Origin of the sequence: Paenibacillus xylanexedens (genome assembly GCF_001908275.1) — a bacterium.
GTDB lineage: Bacteria > Bacillota > Bacilli > Paenibacillales > Paenibacillaceae > Paenibacillus > Paenibacillus xylanexedens_A.
In genome coordinates this window covers 1,952,274-1,970,006 of record NZ_CP018620.1, presented here as the reverse complement: position 1 = coordinate 1,970,006, position 17,733 = coordinate 1,952,274, and the positions used below count along the sequence as shown (strand labels likewise).

Genomic DNA, 17,733 nt, shown 5'->3' with positions numbered 1-17,733 from the left:
CGAGGCAGCACCTTTTCTGTTCCCTTTTGTGTTTCCAGATAGGTTAAAGTTCACTACTCTACTCTCCCGCCTGATACTCATTGATGGCAGCAACCTATTTCCCAGACGAGGCGAAGGGTGTCGAAGTCATCGGTTTTCGTATTTTCTTCATTCTTGAACTTACGAGCGCTCCCTGTGTAATTACGATTTTCTGCGGAATCTTGTATGAAGGCAGCTTGTCCTGACAATATTCCCAGATGGATCGCCGCAGATCGGTGAGAGTACATTCTGTAGCCAGCCGGATAGTCACCTTCACCCTCTGACCCGTGATACCACTCTGTTCTCCCGAAACTACGGCCGCTTCAATACATTCCATCTCTTCCAGAACACCCTCGACCTCGGCAGGATACACTTTCCGCCCACCTACATTAATGATCTCGGAACGACGTCCCAGAATACGAATGTAACCCTGCTCCAGCACAGCTTCATCCCCAGTACGTAGCCACCCGTCCTCTGTAAAAGGTGAAGGTGCATTCAAATATCCAATCATCGCGGTTTCCGTGTGAATCTGCAATTCTCCTTCCACCACCCGATACTTGACCTCTTCATCTTGAATGGAGAACAGCAGAGAACCTAGCTCTTTGGAGCGGGTTGGCAGAATACCAAGTTCAGACATGCCATAGGCTTGTATCGTCCTGATCTGTGGAAATTTCCTGTTCCAGGCTGCCAGTACGGATTCAGGCATCACTTCCGATCCATATGATACAACCTCAAGACTGGACAGGTCATACCCTTCATCATTTCTGCCCAGCAGCAACAGATTCATGAATGTTGGAGAGACCGGAAGAGCCTGCACACGAAACTTCTCAATCGTTCGGCACACTTCTTCGGGAGATCGATCCGCAATGATACAGAGACAGCCCCCACTGGACAGAGATTGCAGCATAGTATTCACACCGCCGATATGATCAAACATCATAAATGGAATCGTTCGCAAGGGCCGAACCTGCCGCCGAAAACGATGTAACAGCCGATCTGCACGATGCACAGTCGCTTTACTCACTCCGGTTGATCCGGATGAAAAGAGTACCAGTCCCCCTACGCCCTCCTGTGCCAGCGAGGATAACAACACAGGAACCTCTCCAGATAATTCACACGTTTGCCGAATGCACAACTTGCTTTCCTCAACGCCCAAACGCCATTTCACCTGTGCCAGTTGGATATATTCCTCTCGTTTGGCTTCAACCAGGTAACGATCCATGGGAAGCACAATACAGCCTTGTCCGAGCAAAGCAATCAATGCTGTCGCTGCATAGGGAGAATAGTCTTCCTCCAGCGTTACAAGTTGCCCAGCCAGCCCTTCTGCTGTAATCCACTCACTCATGATGTCAACCTGTTCCAGCAGCCAACGGTAACTGTACTCCTCTTCCTTCCAGATCAGCGCAGGTTGCTGTCCCTGTTCCGCGAATCGTTCAAGCAAGAATTGGTTCAACATCTTGCATCCTCCTCACCGGCAGGCGCCCATTGCTGTGCGAGATAATCAACAAGTGAACCTACGGTCTGATATGGGTTTTCCGGCATGGAAGCAGCAGCCATCTCGGCCAATGCGGCTCCCATTCCTGTTCCCCATCGATCTTCGATTCCCTGCTCTACCACTGCAAGTAATGACACGAGTTCCAACGAATCCAGTTGCCCACTTCGTCCGTACAGTGGAGCGTTACCACCCTCACCAAGTGGAATCGATGTATTATGGTACGCGTTTAACTCCCGGCAACTATCCAATACGATACGGAGCAAATCCTCCCTGTGTTTTTGTCCAATCATTAACACGGCCTGACGTGGGAAGCAATCTGCCTGAGGTATGGACTGTCGAAGTGACTCATACCATTGCCATTCATCTGTGACCAACATTTTAATTACACTTGTTAGCTGTACTTTCCACTGCTCACGCTGCTTTATCCGACTGACCTGAAGCATATTATAGGCCTTCTCCCAACGTACAATGATCTCGCTGAATTCTCTCGCATATTGATCAAATGGAGAACCGAGCCATAAGACAGACTCCTGAAGAAGATCTCGAAGAAAATATCGACTCCATCGCATATCAAACAGCAGACCCGATATTAACATTTCATTGGCCTGATCCTCATCATTCGCCCCATGCAATGCATCTAAGAGCCGCAGAGACACCGCATGTCCAAAATGAAAATTCCGCTCTCCTTGTGTAATCGTCCGGCCTGTCAGAAACTCTTCAATCTGCGTTGTTAACGCCTGAGTCAACATGTCTCGGTACCCGGCAGAGTCAAGCTTTACAGTCGCCCGAATGTCCATGGTTCCATACGTTCGGAGTTCTTCTTTGCGCTTGGCCTGAGCAAGCTCGGGTATGCTTTGGTTCCCTTTCCAGAAATCATGAAAGGCTGCTTGAGTAACCTTTCCCTTATACTTGGAGGGCACGGGATCATAGACGTGAATATGCTCATCTTCCAAGCCATATACGGCAATCCAATGATCTACCAGATGCAGTCGGGAGCCTTGCTTCACGTGTTTGCGAATGTACTCGGGATTCTGATAATCCTCACAGTAAGGCAGATGATAACTGGTTCCTGTAGCCAGAAAAAGCCCACCTTCGCCGATATGCTGCCTGATCTCCGCCTTGCCTTCCTCGAAGCTGTCCAGCTGCCGCTGACCATACATCTCCCAGATCGGCTCTACGTAATCCAGTTTGTGAAAATAAGGCTTCACCAGTCCGTTATCCCCGCACGAAGGAAGGCTGTACAACCGACTTGCCGCCAGCAGTGCAAGACTTGTGATAGATCCTTGTCGATGGAGCACTTCATGAATCAGAGGGAAATTGCAGGGATAATAATAGGGAATGTCCAGCACTGGAGCGAATGAAGGAATGATCATTTTGGGCCTCCTGTTCCCGTTTTGGCTGACGTACTGCCCCAGGATTGGATTAGGTAATGCACAGACATATCATCTGTCGCTCGAAATACCCGATTGGCAATAGGTTTGCCATCCACATCGGTCTCGAAACGACGGAAACCGCGAGTAAATCGGAAGGAGAACCCACTATCACGCGGGACTTGGTAACAACCCTCATATCGACCTTTACCAAAACGGACAAGCTTCATGCCCTTCCCACCATATATCGTTTCCTCCGGCTCTTCCTCTGAGGTTACCTCTGCATGAATGCAGACCTCCACATGAGTGGACAATTCAGGAACAACCGTGTAGATGCGTGTAGTAGACAGTTCCCCCAAAGTTAGCGTGATGGATGCACTCCCAATACCAACAGGCACCAGCTCTCCACTCGAACGAACCTGGATGACACCCGGGTCACTTGAAGTATAATTGCCATGCAGCAGACTCTGAACCAATCCGCTCTCGTAGTGTATTTGCGCATTGATACACACGGTCATTCCACCCTGTAGTCCGATGACATCCCTTCCAAGCAGTTTGAGCGAAGAGGGCTTACCCACGTGGCCGAACATGTATAGTAACGGGAGATGAACGCGTGCTCCCCAGTCACCTTCCTGATGACAGGCATCCTGCTGTTCCAGAAATGCCAATTCCTCATCCGATCCTACTCCGCGTTCAAGTAATTGATGAGCTACCCTTCTGACCTGAGAAGGTAGAAACAGACCTTCTGTATCTCCAATATCCATCCACATTCGAACGTCGGGTACCTCTTCTGGCAAGCGGTACATTTTTTCTTCCAACAGTCCGCTTTCCAATGTGTCATCCAGCTGCACATCCACATAGAATGGCGACATCATGATCAGTTTTCCGAAAACATCTGGATTTCGCATCCCCATGTGCAATGTACAAAGCGCCGCGGCAGATGAACCTAACAACCCGGTATTCGACTTATCCGGCAGCGTCCGATATCGATGATCAATGAGCGGTTTGAGCTCATGAATGATGAAATGCTCATAGTCGATGCCTGAGCACCCCACACTCACGGCCTCTCTCTCAGGAGCAATGTCGTGGTAGAATTCGTTGTGCGTGACTGGACGGACATGTGCAATACCGACAATAATCAGTGATTCAATCTGCCCGGAGGCAATTAGTCCGTCCGCTGCCTGATCCATGTTTCATTGCCTGGCCGGGATGGACCAAAAGCCCGCTGCCCCGCATGAACGTACAGAACCGGATAATGCCGAGCTGTCTGCTCATGGTAACCGGGCGGGAGGTACACATAAATGTTGCGGATATTGCCCAGCCGCGACGCCTGAATGCCTTCCAAACATTCGATGACAGAATGGGTACTCAACGATCATCAACCGCCTCTCTTCTCCCAATTCGACTGCATAATACAAATAACCCCGCCTCAGAAGAGACGGGGTTGTCCCAGAACACACGTAAGTGTCCCGGGATACATAGCCCTTATATTGTGAATCTGCGAATAGTTTAAATCCCCGGACATGCTTTTGTAAACATAAAAATAGAAAATAAATGCTCCCAAAAAAGTTATTGACATAAGATCCAATATTTCTTACGATAACGTTGTGATCATAACTCGAGGGCCATGCTTTTAAACCTGAGCGGTTTAGGACAACCCCGGTAACTCCCGAAGGAGATGCCGGGGTTGTTGGCGTGTCAAAAGGAGGGAAGTCTTCAATCCACTGCGTAACATTCCGCTGTATTGAAAGCGCTATTATTCAAGAGCCAGGTTGGTTGTTTATCTAAACTATTACATTCACGAGAAGGGTGGATTACTATGTTTCAAATGGCCAAACGTGTACTCCTCAGCACAACACTGACACTCAGTTTACTTGCAGGGGGCGCACTTCCCTATCTGCCTGCTTCAGCGATCTATGCCGATGCAGATACCGCGGTTACCAACAAGCAGAACTTTAGTACAGACGTCATCTATCAGATCTTTACGGACCGCTTCCTGGACGGCAATCCTTCCAACAATCCTACCGGAGCTGCCTACGATGCCACTTGTAGTAACCTGAAGTTGTATTGCGGAGGCGACTGGCAGGGTTTGATCAACAAAATCAACGATAACTATTTTAGCGATCTGGGCGTTACGGCATTGTGGATCTCCCAACCGGTCGAAAATATCTTCGCTACCATCAACTACGGCGGCGTGATCAACACAGCGTATCATGGTTACTGGGCACGTGATTTCAAGAAGACCAATCCGTATTTCGGAACGATGGCTGATTTTCAAAATCTGATTACAACCGCTCATGCCAAAGGCATCAAGATCGTAATTGACTTTGCACCGAACCATACGTCTCCTGCCATGGAAACCGATACGACCTTTGCTGAGAATGGCAAGTTGTACGATAACGGTAATCTTGTTGGCGGATACACAAATGATACAAATGGATATTTCCATCACAACGGCGGCTCCGATTTTTCCTCCCTGGAGAATGGTATCTACAAAAACCTCTATGACCTCGCTGACCTGAATCACAATAACAGTACCATTGATCAATATTTCAAAGACGCAATCAAGCTATGGCTTGATATGGGCGTGGATGGCATTCGCGTTGATGCGGTGAAACATATGCCTCTCGGCTGGCAAAAGAGCTGGATGTCCTCCATCTATGCACATAAACCTGTATTCACTTTCGGTGAATGGTTCCTGGGATCTGCTGCATCTGATGCGGATAACACGGAATTTGCCAACGAATCTGGAATGAGCCTGCTCGATTTCCGCTTTAACTCTGCCGTACGTGATGTCTTCCGGGATAACACATCCAACATGTATGCCCTCGATTCAATGATTACAGGCACAGCCGCAGATTACAATCAGGTGAATGACCAAGTCACGTTCATCGACAACCATGATATGGATCGGTTCAAAACAAGTGCCGTCAACAACCGTCGTCTTGAACAAGCGCTGGCTTTCACGCTGACTTCACGCGGCGTACCTGCCATCTATTATGGTACCGAGCAGTATCTGACTGGAAACGGAGACCCTGATAATCGAGCCAAAATGCCTTCCTTCTCCAAAACAACCACTGCTTTTAACGTGATCAGCAAGCTGGCCCCTCTGCGCAAATCCAATCCAGCAATCGCCTATGGCTCTACTCAGCAACGCTGGATCAATAATGATGTGTACGTTTATGAACGCAAATTTGGCAAAAGTGTAGCTGTTGTTGCAGTGAACCGTAATCTCTCCACACCAGCAAGCATTGCGAATCTAAGCACTTCACTGCCAACAGGCAACTACACCGATGTACTGGGCGGCGCACTGAACGGTAATAACATCACTTCCAGCAACGGTAATATCTCATCCTTCACACTGGCTGCCGGAGCAACAGCAGTATGGCAATATACAACAAGCGAGACAACACCAACGATCGGACATGTAGGTCCGGTGATGGGTAAACCGGGTAATGTCGTTACTATTAGCGGACGTGGATTTGGATCCACCAAAGGTACCGTATACTTCGGTACAACAGCCGTTACCGGTGCTGCGATCACATCCTGGGAAGATACACAGATCAAAGTGACGATCCCAGCTGTTGCCGCAGGCAATTATGCTGTGAAAGTAGCTGCGAATGGTGTCAACAGCAATGCATATAACAACTTTACCATCCTTACGGGTGATCAGGTCACTGTACGTTTCGTTATCAACAATGCGTCCACCACACTGGGTCAGAACATCTATCTGACAGGTAACGTGGCAGAACTGGGCAACTGGAGTACGGGCACAACAGCTATCGGTCCTGCTTTCAATCAGGTTATCCATGCCTATCCAACTTGGTACTATGATGTGAGCGTGCCAGCCGGGAAACAACTGGAGTTCAAATTCTTCAAGAAAAATGGGGCAACCATTACGTGGGAAGGTGGTTCCAACCACACGTTCACCACACCAACCAGCGGTACAGCCACAGTAAATGTAAACTGGCAATAGAATATCCAGTCCACAAGCTAAACCCGGAGTTACGCTAACGCAGCGTATGCTCCGGGTTTAGCTTGTGGATTATGCTATATAAATTGAACAAATGACTCTACACTTGACCGCTACACGGTCAGAACCATCTCCCATCGCTGTTACTCCCAGTTTTTTTGATTCCCTTCTATACAGGGAAAATCTGGAGATAGCATATGTTTCCAATGTAGCTTTCTTTTAGAAATCTTTTAGGCGAACGCTTCGCTTTTCCGGATTGCATCTGACTGCTCCGTTATCGTGTAAATGTTTATAGTTCAACTAATATAGATTGGATCTATATATCACATTTCTAATGATAGGTTCGGATCGACTTCAATGTTGTAGCGGCCAGAATACCTGTCGCCAGCAGTAATATGCCCACGCCTTGCAGCACAGAAGCTGCCCCCCATTGATCAGCCAATACGGAGACAACCGTCAATCCCAGAATGGGCGCCGTACTGGTAATTGTTCCAACCACGCCATAGACTCTTCCTTGCAGTTCGTCTGGAACGGCTGTCCTCAGCATAATCTGGGTGAGCATCGTACAGCACGCAAACATCGCTCCACCTCCTACGATTAACGGCAGTGCCATGATTGGCGAGGATACGTTCGATAAAAAAATATAAATCGGCCCTAATACAATCAGTCCGATAAATACCCATCTCCCTCTTCGCTTCAATCGTTTTCCCGAAGCAATCAACAACGCAGAGCCAATCATGTATCCCAGCGGAATACAGGTCTCAATTAATCCAAACTGCACCGGATTCGCCTCCCATACCTTGACCGCCATCACTTGAACCAGCATCATGGCCGACATGAAAAACAAAATCAGCACCGGATTGAGCAAGACGATGGAACGGATCAGACGATTCCGATAGATGTAGGCAAACGAACTACGCCATTCCTGAGCAAACGTAGTTTGCTGACTAACGGATCGCCGTACCTCTGGAAAGCGGCCCGCCATCAGCACACAGACTGCCGACATCAGGAAGGTTGCCCCCGTAATTAATATGGCAACGAATCCGCCAAAAGCAGCAACAGCCACTCCCGCAGCGGCTAGTCCACTGATTCGGGCAAGATTATCCACCATATGAATGGTTCCGGTCGCTTGTTGAATATGTTCTCTGCCAACCATACTTGCTACAGAGGCGTGGAATGCAGGGGCCTGAAACAGACTTGAAAACATGGAGAGTGAGAGCAACAGCAGCACCACCGGAAACGGAGCATGCCAGCCGAACAAGCTTACTGCAATCAGTACAGCCATTACGCCCCGAAATAGATCCGAGGTCAGCATCAGCTTCCTGCGATCCAATCGGTCTGCAACCGTACCCGCCACCGATCCAAACAGAAAGCTGACAGCCATATTGCAGATCTGTACGGCTGCCATGCTCTTTGCACTCCCTGTGGTCTGTAACACCCACAGACTGATCGCAATCCCATTGAAGCAATCCCCAAAAATCGAGATGCCATAGCCGTACAAAATCCTTCGAAAGGTAACATTACGCCATAGTGTTGGCGGAGCTTTAGTATCATGCAATGCTGCTTGTCCATCTTGGTATCCGATAATCTCGGGCTCACTGGACGGGTTCATGCCCATACATCTCGTTCCTCCCTTATCATCATTCGAGCCCATACAGAACCAGGCACTTCCGCAGCATTGCCAGTCGATAAAGACATGACAATACGGAAGTGCCTGAGTTAAGTGAGTGTTACGCTATCGAGACTAATCATGCCGTCGTTAGCTTAGCTGATGATATTGTCTCTGGACCTATAATGTTTCTTGCTGAGTCTGCGTTTACCCTTTGGAAGCTCCTGCTGTCAGACCCTGAACAAGGAATCGTTGCAGGAAAACAAACAGCAGGGTAATTGGAATAGCGATCAAAACCGCCCCCGCAGCAAACATCGTAAAGTTACTGTCCTGATACCTGTTGACCAGATCCCACATGCCTACTGCAAGTGTCCAGTTCTCCTTCGTCCGCAGCACCAGGCGGGCGAAGATAAAGTCCATCCACGCACCAGTGAAACTGGTTAGTGCCACATAAGTCAGCATTGGCTTGGATAAGGGCAGGATAATGCTGGTGAATACCCGCAGGTGACTCGCACCATCCATGCGCGCCGCTTCGTCCAGACTGCGCGGGATGGTATCAAAGAAACCTTTGACGATAAATCCGCCCAGTACCGCCCCTGAAGAATAGACCAGGATGAGCGCAGCATGGGTGTCGAGCAATTTAATTTGCAGTAAAATGATATAGATTGCGATCATGCTCATGAAGCTCGGGAACATGCCAAGGATCAGCATGGTGGAGAGAATCGTTTTACGTCCACGGAAGCGGAAACGGGACAAGGCATACATCCCAAGTGTCACCATCAACGTGGAGAAGATCATCGTAAAAAAGGCAATCTTCAGCGTATTCATATACCATCTGCCGTACATAAAGGACGGGTTATTGAACAGCTCACCGTAATGGGTCAGCGTAAATGCTTCGGGCCACAACCGTTCACTGAACAATGCCGCGCCGGGTCTCAGGGAAGAGAGAAAGATCCAGAGCACCGGGTAGATGGAGACAACGGCGATGATCAGCAATAGCACATAACTCAGGGCCAAACGCAGCGGATTATTACGTGTCTTCATTGAATCATGTCCTCCTCCTTGAATGATTTGGAGCGGCGGAAGTTCCAGATAGAGAATGAAGCGATAATGAGGAAGATGATAATACCTACCGCTGAAGCCATGTTGAATTTGTTATTGTCGAGCGTGAGCTTGTAGAGCCAGGTCACCAACAGGTCCGTCGCCCCTGCATACTGGTAGTCTCCACGCAATGGATTCCCGTTGGTCAGCAGGAAGATGACATTGAAGTTGTTGAAATTTCCGGCGAACTGCATGATGAGTACCGGAGTTGTGGCAAAAAGAATGAACGGCATCGTAATGATCCTGAACTTCTGAAACGCAGATGCTCCGTCCACTTCGGCAGCCTCGTAGAGATCACGAGGGATGGCTGTCAATACACCCAGAATCAGCACCATACTGACCGGAATACCAATCCACATGTTGACAACAATGACGGTGACTTTAGCCCAGAACGGATCTGTCAGCCAAGGTAATCCCTCCAGCCCAAATGCTCTCATGTACGTATTGATCGGACCAAACTGACCATTGAACAGATTACGCATGAGCAGCAAGGATATGATCTGCGGGATCGCATAAGGCAGAATAAAAATGGTCCGCCACAGCTTTTTGAAGCGTATGCCCCTCTGTTCAATCAACAGCGCTACAAGCACACCGCCAAAATAGGTGGTGACTGTAGCCAGGATGGCCCAGATGATCGTCCAAGTAAGCACGCCGTAAAATGTCTGGCTCCAGGATTTGAGCTGAATCAGATCACTGAACGTCTTGAAGCCCACCCAGTCCACGAGTTTGGCTGGCGGAATATGATCCGGGGCCGAATAGTTGGTAAACGCGATCGTGATCGTAAACAGGATGGGCATAACGGTGAAGAAAAGAATGCCCAGCGCCGGGATGGACAGGAACAGATACGGAAAGTTTTTGTCCATCATGTTCCGAAGCGAAGCCGCTGCACCCAGGGTCTGCTTGCCTTCTTCCCTCGCAAGTCCCGTGACGTACGCATCCCGGATATTCAGGATGTAGATCAGAATAAACACAAAAAACACCAGCAGTATGATAATGCCATCAAGCAGCAAAAAGATGGAATGGTCTCCCCTTTGAAGTACGGTGGACCCATTCACTTTGACAAAACGCTGTGTATTTTCCCCCAGTGTCCATATGCCCCATACGGCCTGCGACAGGCGAGGAAGCAGGTACGCAAGCCCTGCTCCCTCCAGTAACAGTAGACAAATCCCCTTAATCCATTGTCGATTGTACAGCTGTCCAAGACCTTGCAGTATGATGGAACATATGGTCGCTGTCATCCGATGTTGTCTTTCCCTGTTCGGTCCAACGGGCACCGGGACATGCTGCTGTTGCATTCGCTCTCTCCTCCCCGCCTAGTGCTAACCTGTATACATTGAACAAAAGTGTACTTACACTGACCACTCTGATGACAGAACAAGCTTCCGATAGGTGATAAAGGCAAGCCTATGCTTCCGAAGTAGCTTTCTTTCAGAAAGCTTTTAGTTTTACTTCTTCAGCTTCCTTCTGTCCTCTCCGTTTTGGTGTAAATATGAAGTTCAATTATGCAGCTCTTATGCATATCTTCGCATTCGTCGTTCGTCCTTATTGGACGGTAGCAAGGCTTTCCTGGATCTGTTTCACAGCATTGTCCAGCGATGCCTTCACGTCCTTATCGGTATCCCATATATCCGTAATGGCCGACGTGATTGGTCCCCATACGCTGTCCATGGCAGGAAGCGAAGGCATCGGTGTTGAGTTGTTGAACTGTTCCAGGAACGCCTTGTTGATTGGGTCCTCTTGCAGCTTCGGATCAGCAGCCACGTTTTTGTTCGCAGGAAGTGTACCGTTCAGGTCAAAGTTCTCCATCTGAGCTTCTTCATTGGAAAGGAACGCTGCCAAGAGCTTCGACGCATTCGGGTATTGTGTAAATGCATTCACATAATAGGCTTTAACACCTGAGAAGGAGGTCATCGGTTTGCCATCGATTGCCGGAAGCGGAGCAACGCCAAAATCAATACCTGCATTGCGATAATCGGCAATGGTCCACGGACCGTTAATGTCCATAGCCAGCTTGCCGCTGGAGAATAATCCTTTTTTGATATCATAGTTCACGTCACCCATCTTGAGCGGCAGCACTTCCGACTTCAGTGTCTGCAAGAACTGTCCACCCTTCTGGGCTCCTTCGTTATTCAGACCGAGATCGGCGCTATCCATCCCGTTGTCCCCAAAAATATAACCACCCTGTGAAGCCAGGAACGCATAGTTATAGTAAAATTGCTGCAATTCCCACATCAGCGCATACTGATTGGACTTCACATTATTGAACGTCTTGGCGAAACTGATAATCTCATCAAAGTTTTTCGGAGCTTCTGGATACAATGCTTTGTTGTAAAAAAGAGCATAGGTCTCCACGCTGTACGGATAGCCGTACAAAATATCCTTGAATGTCACCGCTTTCAGCGCGTTGTCGCTGGTATTCTCTACGGTCTCTGCTTCGAATATGTCATTGGGCAGAATAAGTCCCGCTTCTGAAGCGCTACCAATCTTATCATGTGGGAAAACAACCACATCTGCCGCCAGACCCGCTGGGCCATCCGTCGTCAGCTTGGTTACCTGATCGGTTGGAGGTAATTCCTCCATTTTGACCGTTATCCCATACTTCTCTTCGAATTTTTTGACCCTTTGCTCAATAAAGCTGCTTTGATTTTTATCCTCCCAGATCACCAGAGTTGCCCCTTCTTCCGGTTGAAGGTTCTCGGCTGTCAGCTCTACAACTTCCTCCGGATTCTCACCTGCCGTAGTTGGAGATGGACTTCCGCCTCCAGCCCCGCACGCAGCCAGTGTAAAAGCCATCATGACGGACAATGTTGCCCCTTGCCATTTTCTCATGTAAAATGTCCCCTTCCCTCTGCTTGGTCCAACAAAGTTCGCGCTTTTCACCCTTTTGTCTGCGTATGTTGTCAGGTTTTGCATCCCATATCCCTTTTGTACAAACGTTTGCTCAAATGGAAGACAAGATGACCTCTCCGTTCAATATGTAGGGGTAAACAAGTCAATAAGCATGTAAATCCACAGATGTAAGCGCTACAATAACAATCACATCATACAATAACGATCTTTATTTGCACAAACGTTTGCACAAGCCATATTTGCTCAATTTTAACCAATTTCCTTCTTCTACCTACAGTAATTTCCTGTTTCCTTGTTCTGACTCTTTCTTCCTTAATTTCACTTCACGCGCATCCCTTACTCGGCAGTTAGCAATTGATTTCTCGTATCCTTTGGATTACCATAGGAGAATATTTATACGATTGTTCAGAAGGGATTTTTTACATGATTACGATCAAGGATATTGCCAAATTGGCGGGTGTTTCCCCTTCTACAGTGTCACGGGTGATTTCCAACCATCCCAGAATCAGCACCAAGACATCTCTCAAAGTGAAACAAATTATGAAAGAATTGAACTACCATCCCAACATCATCGCGAAGAGCCTAGTTTCCAAAACAACACACACCCTTGGCATTATGCTCCCGCGTCCTGCAGAAGAGTTGTTTCAAAATTACTTTTTCGGGGAACTGCTCCGAGGTATTATTACACATGCCACCCGAATGAATTATGAATTGCTGCTAACAACCGAAACATCATCAGACAATGAACTGCATGCGATATCACGCCTTGTGCATGGCCGTAGAGTTGATGGTATTTTGCTGCTTGGGTCCAAGCGAGACGATCCCATCATTTCATTTTTGGAAGCGGAAAAGTTTCCTTTTGTGTTAATCGGTCGCAGTGAAGCTCATCCAAATGCCCCCATGGTGGATAACGATAATTTGCAGACCGCTTATGATGCGACTCATCATCTGATCGCCCAAGGACATACGCGAATCGGATTTGTCAGCGGTCCTCCGGACATTACGTTATCGCATGATCGCATGTTAGGATACCAAAAAGCGCTTGCCCAAGCCGGGCTGGATGCGGATAGTGATTGGATTGTGGAAGGAGAATTTCTGCAGGAAAGTGGATTCAGAGCGATGTCGCTGTTCATGTCCTTGCCGGACAGACCCACCGCAATTGTTGTCATCGATGACAACGTGGCCTTTGGAGTATTGAGAGCTCTTGCCGAGCTTCATTATCTGGTGCCTGAAGATATCAGTGTGGTCAGTTTTAACAATATTGCATTATCGGAACTGGCTTCTCCACCCCTAAGCTCTATCGACATCGGGACTTATCAGCTTGGTTATACAGCCGTTCAGGTATTGTTAAAAATTCTTAATGGGGAACCACAGCTTCATAATCCGGTCATTATCCCCCATCGTCTGATCGTGCGTGAATCCTCACTCTTTTCCAAACCAAGGCCACCCTCAGATTGATTCATTTCGGGTATCCGTGTAGTAATGCAAACGTTTGTCCTACACGGAATATGATGCTGTTATCCACCGTGCATAGGTGCAAAAAAAAAGAAGCCGCATATACTCATGCGGCTTCCTTAATTCACACACTATTTCCGTACTCCATGCTCGACTGTGCTTGAATGGATTAATACGAGCTCCAGCCAGCATCTGCTGTAACGACAGTTCCGTTCACGAAGCTGGACTCGTCAGATCCAAGGAACAAAGCCACTTTGGCGATCTCTTCGCTGGTCCCGATGCGTGGGTTGATTGCCATGCCCAGCTGTTGCCGACCTGCACCGTATGGGCTAATACCAGCCATAGATGCGCTGATGTTGGTTGCTACGGCTCCTGGAGCGATCGCATTACAGCGAATGCCTTGCTCAGCATACATGTACCCTGTATTTTTGGTGAAGCCTACGACCGCATGTTTGGAAGCTGTATAGGCTGCGCCTGCACGTCCGCCGTGTAGGCCCCCTGCCGAAGCAATGTTCACGATGACGCCTTTTTGTTTTTCCAGGAAGATCGGCAATACTTTACGCGTTGTCCGCATCACACTGGTTGTATTTACAGCAAACAATCTCTCCCACTTCTCATCCGTTATATCTGCTGCCGGCTCCATGCCATCCATAATTCCCGCATTGTTAATCAGAATATCTACTGTACCGTATGTGCTAACCGTCGTATCGATCAGATTTTGCACATCTTCTTCTTTGGCTACATTGGCCAGAACGACAATCGCTTCTCCGCCCTGTGCCTTAATATCATTCACTACCGCTTGTGCGGATTCTTCGTTAATATCCGATACGACTACTTTCGCGCCTTCTTGGGCGTACAACGTGGCAATTGCTTTCCCCATACCTGAACCAGCACCTGTAACAACTGCAACTTTATCTTGAAGTTTCATTCCATGTATCCTCCTTTGTGTATTCGTTTACAATAAGTTAACAAACAATTGTTCATTAACTCCTCTCCTTAGTATAATAAGTCATAGCGTTTCACTTCAATCAGTAAAAGCGTGTCCAGTTGTACGTTAAACAACACTAATAAGCCCGAATGTACTTTAATTAATAAAGTGAACTATATAAATTGAAGAAGCGGAGCGTTCGCCTAAAAGCTTTCTGGAAGAAAGCTTCATCGGAAGCATATGCTATCCTCGGATTTACCCCTTTACAAAAGGAATCAAAAAAATCTGGGGATAACAGCGATCGGAAGGTTGTTCTGTCATCGGAGTGGCCAGTGTAAATATTCTTTAGTTCAACTTATATAGCGAGGAGGAAAATAGATGTCTGAAACTCTGAATTCGATGGACCGAAGAATTAAAAAATCAAAAGCTGCACTGAAGGATGCACTCATCCATTTGATGCAGAAACATCCCTTTAAAGAAATATCGATTACGGATATTGTGCAGCGAGCCGACCTGAATCGGGGAACTTTCTACAGGCATTATCAGTACAAAGAAGACCTGTTCAACGAAATCATCGATGATGTGATTCAGGATCTGGTAACTTCTTTCCGCAAACCTTATCAGGATGAGGAAGAGTTTGAAGTCAATCTGATGCCCTCTTCGGCGATCACTATATTTGAGCATGTGCACCAACACGCACAATTCTACACACTGGTTGTGAAATCTGAGGCTTCCTCCAACTTCCAGCGCATGATCTGTGATGTCCTTCGGGATCTCGCTTTACAGGATCTGAACCATATCTTCCCTCCGCACATCAACCATGAAATATTGGCAAGCTACCAATCTCATGCGATATTTGGCATGATCATGGAGTGGATCAGACAAGATTTCAAGCACACCCCCGCTTACATGGCCGAGGAGTTGTTCAAAATCATCCATTACAAGCCGGATAATGTCGTGTTAAAAAACTGAAATTTTGAATCGTCTTAATTCCCTATAGTAGGGTGATTGAGATTAATTTTAATAAAGCTTGACCACCAAAATTATGTAAATACATTCCTGTAATTTCTGGTAATGATATGATAAATTATGCATTGGAATACAAACAAAAGGAGGATGACATTACATTTGAAGAAGTCGTGGATTATATCATTGATTACCAGTTTTGTTTTACTAGGGGGAGTGCTTCTCTCTCCAGCCGCTTCTGCTGATGCAGCCAAAGTAGCAACCTCTACATATTCAGATTCAGACTCAGACCAGAGTTACGAAGAATTTAAAGAGTACACTAATCAGTTATTTTCTCTTGAAACTTATGAGGCCAAAGCCTTCACAGCTTTGGAAAGCATCGACACCCAGGTAACTTCAACCAATCGCAAGTCCATGTATCTTAAACTTACGAATACGGTAATCCCCAATTATACAAAATTGGTATCCAAGGCAAAACAAATCAAGCCTACCAACCCGCAAATCAAGAAAATTCACGCCACATTTGTTAAGGCAAGTTACACTCAGCTCGAAGGGTACCTGTTGTACCAAAAGGCAGTATCCAAGAACAAAGTGAATTACACGTTACTAAAACAGGGTAATGCCAAAGTAAACACCGCTAGTGTTCTAATGGATCAATGCGAACAACAGTTATACGCCTATGCAAGAAGCTTGGGGTATGACAGTTAGTACCTATCTTCATAGAAGCCAAAAAGCGACCATCCCCAAGCTTAATGGAGAACGGTCGCTTTTTCTAATTCTGAATTATGATAACAATCTAATACGTAAAATTTATTTCACTCTTCTGATCACAGCCCCAGCTTCTGCCCTTTCTCCAACCGCTGAATCTGTTGCTCGCCGGTATCCGCAAGTTCACGGAACTGGTTAATCGTCTCACGCATTCTTGGCAGAGCTTCCTGCTTATAAAGACTAATCGAATCGAGCGCCGACAGCACATCGGTGAACGCCTGTTTCATCGTATCCACGGAGATGCTGGCTTCATACGCCTGCTTCTGGATGGCAATCCCCTGATCCTTGAGCATCTTGGATGTTCCTGCGATTAGATCGTTGGTTGTCTGGTTCAGCAACTCAATTTTCTGTAATACAATCTTCTGATTATACAAAGCACTTGCTACCGTAACGGCAATTTTCAATGCCGAGATCGTTACATTCTTCGCACGGTCCACGCCTCGGATTAGTTCCTTATTATTGCGGATGACTACTTCAATTGCCATAATGCCCTGCTGATTCACGACCAGCATTTGTTGCAGATCCATGACCCGCTGACGGAGCGGGAACAGCACTTCTTCGGTAATAAACCGGACTTTTTCAGGGTCCTCATTGCGGACCTTGGCCGCTTCAATCTGCGCATCGATGGACTCATCCATGAGCACGCCAAGTTGAATCTCCTTTTGCAATCGCTTGGTGAGTTCCCGCAGGTTCTGCTGTTCAATCTCCAGCGTTGTATTATCGTTACGCAGGGTGGATCTGCCTTTATCCAAAGAGGTTACGATGTCAGCAATGACTGCGTCAGCCTTCTGGTATTTCAGGAAATAGGCGCGAAGCGGATTGAACAATTTCCCGAGGAAACCGGTCTTGGCAAAGTCGACCACGCTCGGGTCGAGATCCTTCAGTTGCATATGCAGCTCGGTCAAACCTTTGGCGACCTGACCGCCCTCGTCTCCCGTCTTGGACAGATGTCCAACGGAGACTTGAAGCAAGGCGTTTTTCTCAGAAGAGGATCTCATCGTGTTCATGCCAAAGCCGTCAATGGATTGCAAAATTTCTTTGCGCTTCTCCAGGGATTCGAGATCCAGTGTCATGATCATCTCTACGTTGGCATTTGCCACTTGTTGAAGCTCCGCGACCTCGGCGGGCACGGGTTTCACCTCTTCTTCGATCACCTTCTGAATTTCCTTCTGGCTCGGTATTTCCATTGAAAATGACATC

The 17,733-nt window shown here is 47.5% G+C and carries 14 protein-coding genes; 4 read left to right on the top strand and 10 right to left on the bottom strand.

Translation table 11 applies throughout. From position 1 onward, the window contains the following. Positions 1-94: 94 nt before the first annotated feature. The 4 genes from BS614_RS08640 to BS614_RS32115 are packed head-to-tail and all read right to left on the bottom strand — an operon-like array spanning position 95 to position 4,255. Entirely contained in the window at positions 95-1,474 is a 1,380-nt protein-coding gene (locus BS614_RS08640; RefSeq protein ID WP_074093669.1) for a class I adenylate-forming enzyme family protein, read from the bottom strand. Beyond that, positions 1,468-2,886 carry a cysteine peptidase family C39 domain-containing protein gene (locus tag BS614_RS08635; RefSeq protein ID WP_074093668.1) on the bottom strand — a complete coding sequence of 473 codons (1,419 nt, stop codon included), beginning with the start codon at positions 2,884-2,886 and terminating at the stop codon, positions 1,468-1,470. The genes BS614_RS08640 and BS614_RS08635 overlap by 7 nt, the downstream gene beginning before the upstream one ends. After that, on the bottom strand, positions 2,883-4,073 hold the full coding sequence (locus BS614_RS08630) for an alpha/beta hydrolase (RefSeq protein ID WP_244898290.1): 1,191 nt from the start codon (positions 4,071-4,073) through the stop codon (positions 2,883-2,885). The genes BS614_RS08635 and BS614_RS08630 overlap by 4 nt, the downstream gene beginning before the upstream one ends. Then, positions 4,049-4,255, bottom strand: a complete 207-nt coding sequence (locus BS614_RS32115) for a hypothetical protein (RefSeq protein WP_244898289.1) — start codon at positions 4,253-4,255, stop codon at positions 4,049-4,051. The genes BS614_RS08630 and BS614_RS32115 overlap by 25 nt, the downstream gene beginning before the upstream one ends. A gap of 456 nt (positions 4,256-4,711) precedes the next feature. On the opposite strand from BS614_RS32115, the gene BS614_RS08625 reads away from it, so the two are divergent. Then, the gene (locus tag BS614_RS08625; protein WP_074096748.1) at positions 4,712-6,859 is read left to right on the top strand and encodes an alpha-amylase family glycosyl hydrolase; all 2,148 of its coding nucleotides are present in this window, start codon (positions 4,712-4,714) and stop codon (positions 6,857-6,859) included. Between the two features lie 328 nt (positions 6,860-7,187). On the opposite strand, the gene BS614_RS08620 is transcribed toward BS614_RS08625, so the two are convergent. The 4 genes from BS614_RS08620 to BS614_RS08605 all read right to left on the bottom strand — a co-directional run bounded on the left by BS614_RS08620 (position 7,188) and on the right by BS614_RS08605 (position 12,395). Continuing rightward, positions 7,188-8,474, bottom strand: a complete 1,287-nt coding sequence (locus BS614_RS08620) for an MFS transporter (RefSeq protein WP_084174460.1) — start codon at positions 8,472-8,474, stop codon at positions 7,188-7,190. Between the two features lie 198 nt (positions 8,475-8,672). After that, positions 8,673-9,509, bottom strand: a complete 837-nt coding sequence (locus BS614_RS08615) for a sugar ABC transporter permease (RefSeq protein WP_017690474.1) — start codon at positions 9,507-9,509, stop codon at positions 8,673-8,675. Further along, positions 9,506-10,861 (bottom strand): sugar ABC transporter permease, encoded by a 1,356-nt coding sequence (locus BS614_RS08610; protein WP_074093667.1) that lies wholly within the window; start codon positions 10,859-10,861, stop codon positions 9,506-9,508. The genes BS614_RS08615 and BS614_RS08610 overlap by 4 nt, the downstream gene beginning before the upstream one ends. Positions 10,862-11,108: 247 nt before the next feature. Further along, on the bottom strand, positions 11,109-12,395 hold the full coding sequence (locus BS614_RS08605; RefSeq protein WP_074093666.1) for a sugar ABC transporter substrate-binding protein: 1,287 nt from the start codon (positions 12,393-12,395) through the stop codon (positions 11,109-11,111). 444 nt (positions 12,396-12,839) lie between these two features. On the opposite strand from BS614_RS08605, the gene BS614_RS08600 reads away from it, so the two are divergent. Continuing rightward, complete coding sequence (locus BS614_RS08600; RefSeq protein ID WP_074093665.1) at positions 12,840-13,874, top strand: LacI family DNA-binding transcriptional regulator; 1,035 nt, start codon at positions 12,840-12,842, stop codon at positions 13,872-13,874. A 166-nt stretch (positions 13,875-14,040) separates the two neighbouring features. Here BS614_RS08600 and BS614_RS08595 read toward each other — a convergent pair whose 3' ends face one another. Further along, a complete protein-coding gene (locus tag BS614_RS08595) occupies positions 14,041-14,799 on the bottom strand; it encodes an SDR family oxidoreductase (protein ID WP_074093664.1) in 759 nt (252 codons plus the stop codon). Between the two features lie 378 nt (positions 14,800-15,177). Here BS614_RS08595 and BS614_RS08590 point away from each other — a divergent pair, with 378 nt between their 5' ends. Together BS614_RS08590 and BS614_RS08585 are read left to right on the top strand one after the other, a co-directional pair. Next, a complete protein-coding gene (locus BS614_RS08590) occupies positions 15,178-15,771 on the top strand; it encodes a TetR/AcrR family transcriptional regulator (protein WP_074093663.1) in 594 nt (197 codons plus the stop codon). 156 nt (positions 15,772-15,927) lie between these two features. Then, entirely contained in the window at positions 15,928-16,473 is a 546-nt protein-coding gene (locus BS614_RS08585; protein ID WP_074093662.1) for a hypothetical protein, read from the top strand. A 119-nt stretch (positions 16,474-16,592) separates the two neighbouring features. Here the strand turns inward: BS614_RS08585 and BS614_RS08580 are convergent, their stop codons facing one another. Continuing rightward, positions 16,593-17,732 (bottom strand): toxic anion resistance protein, encoded by a 1,140-nt coding sequence (locus BS614_RS08580; protein ID WP_017690481.1) that lies wholly within the window; start codon positions 17,730-17,732, stop codon positions 16,593-16,595. Between the last annotated feature and the right edge of the window lies 1 nt (position 17,733).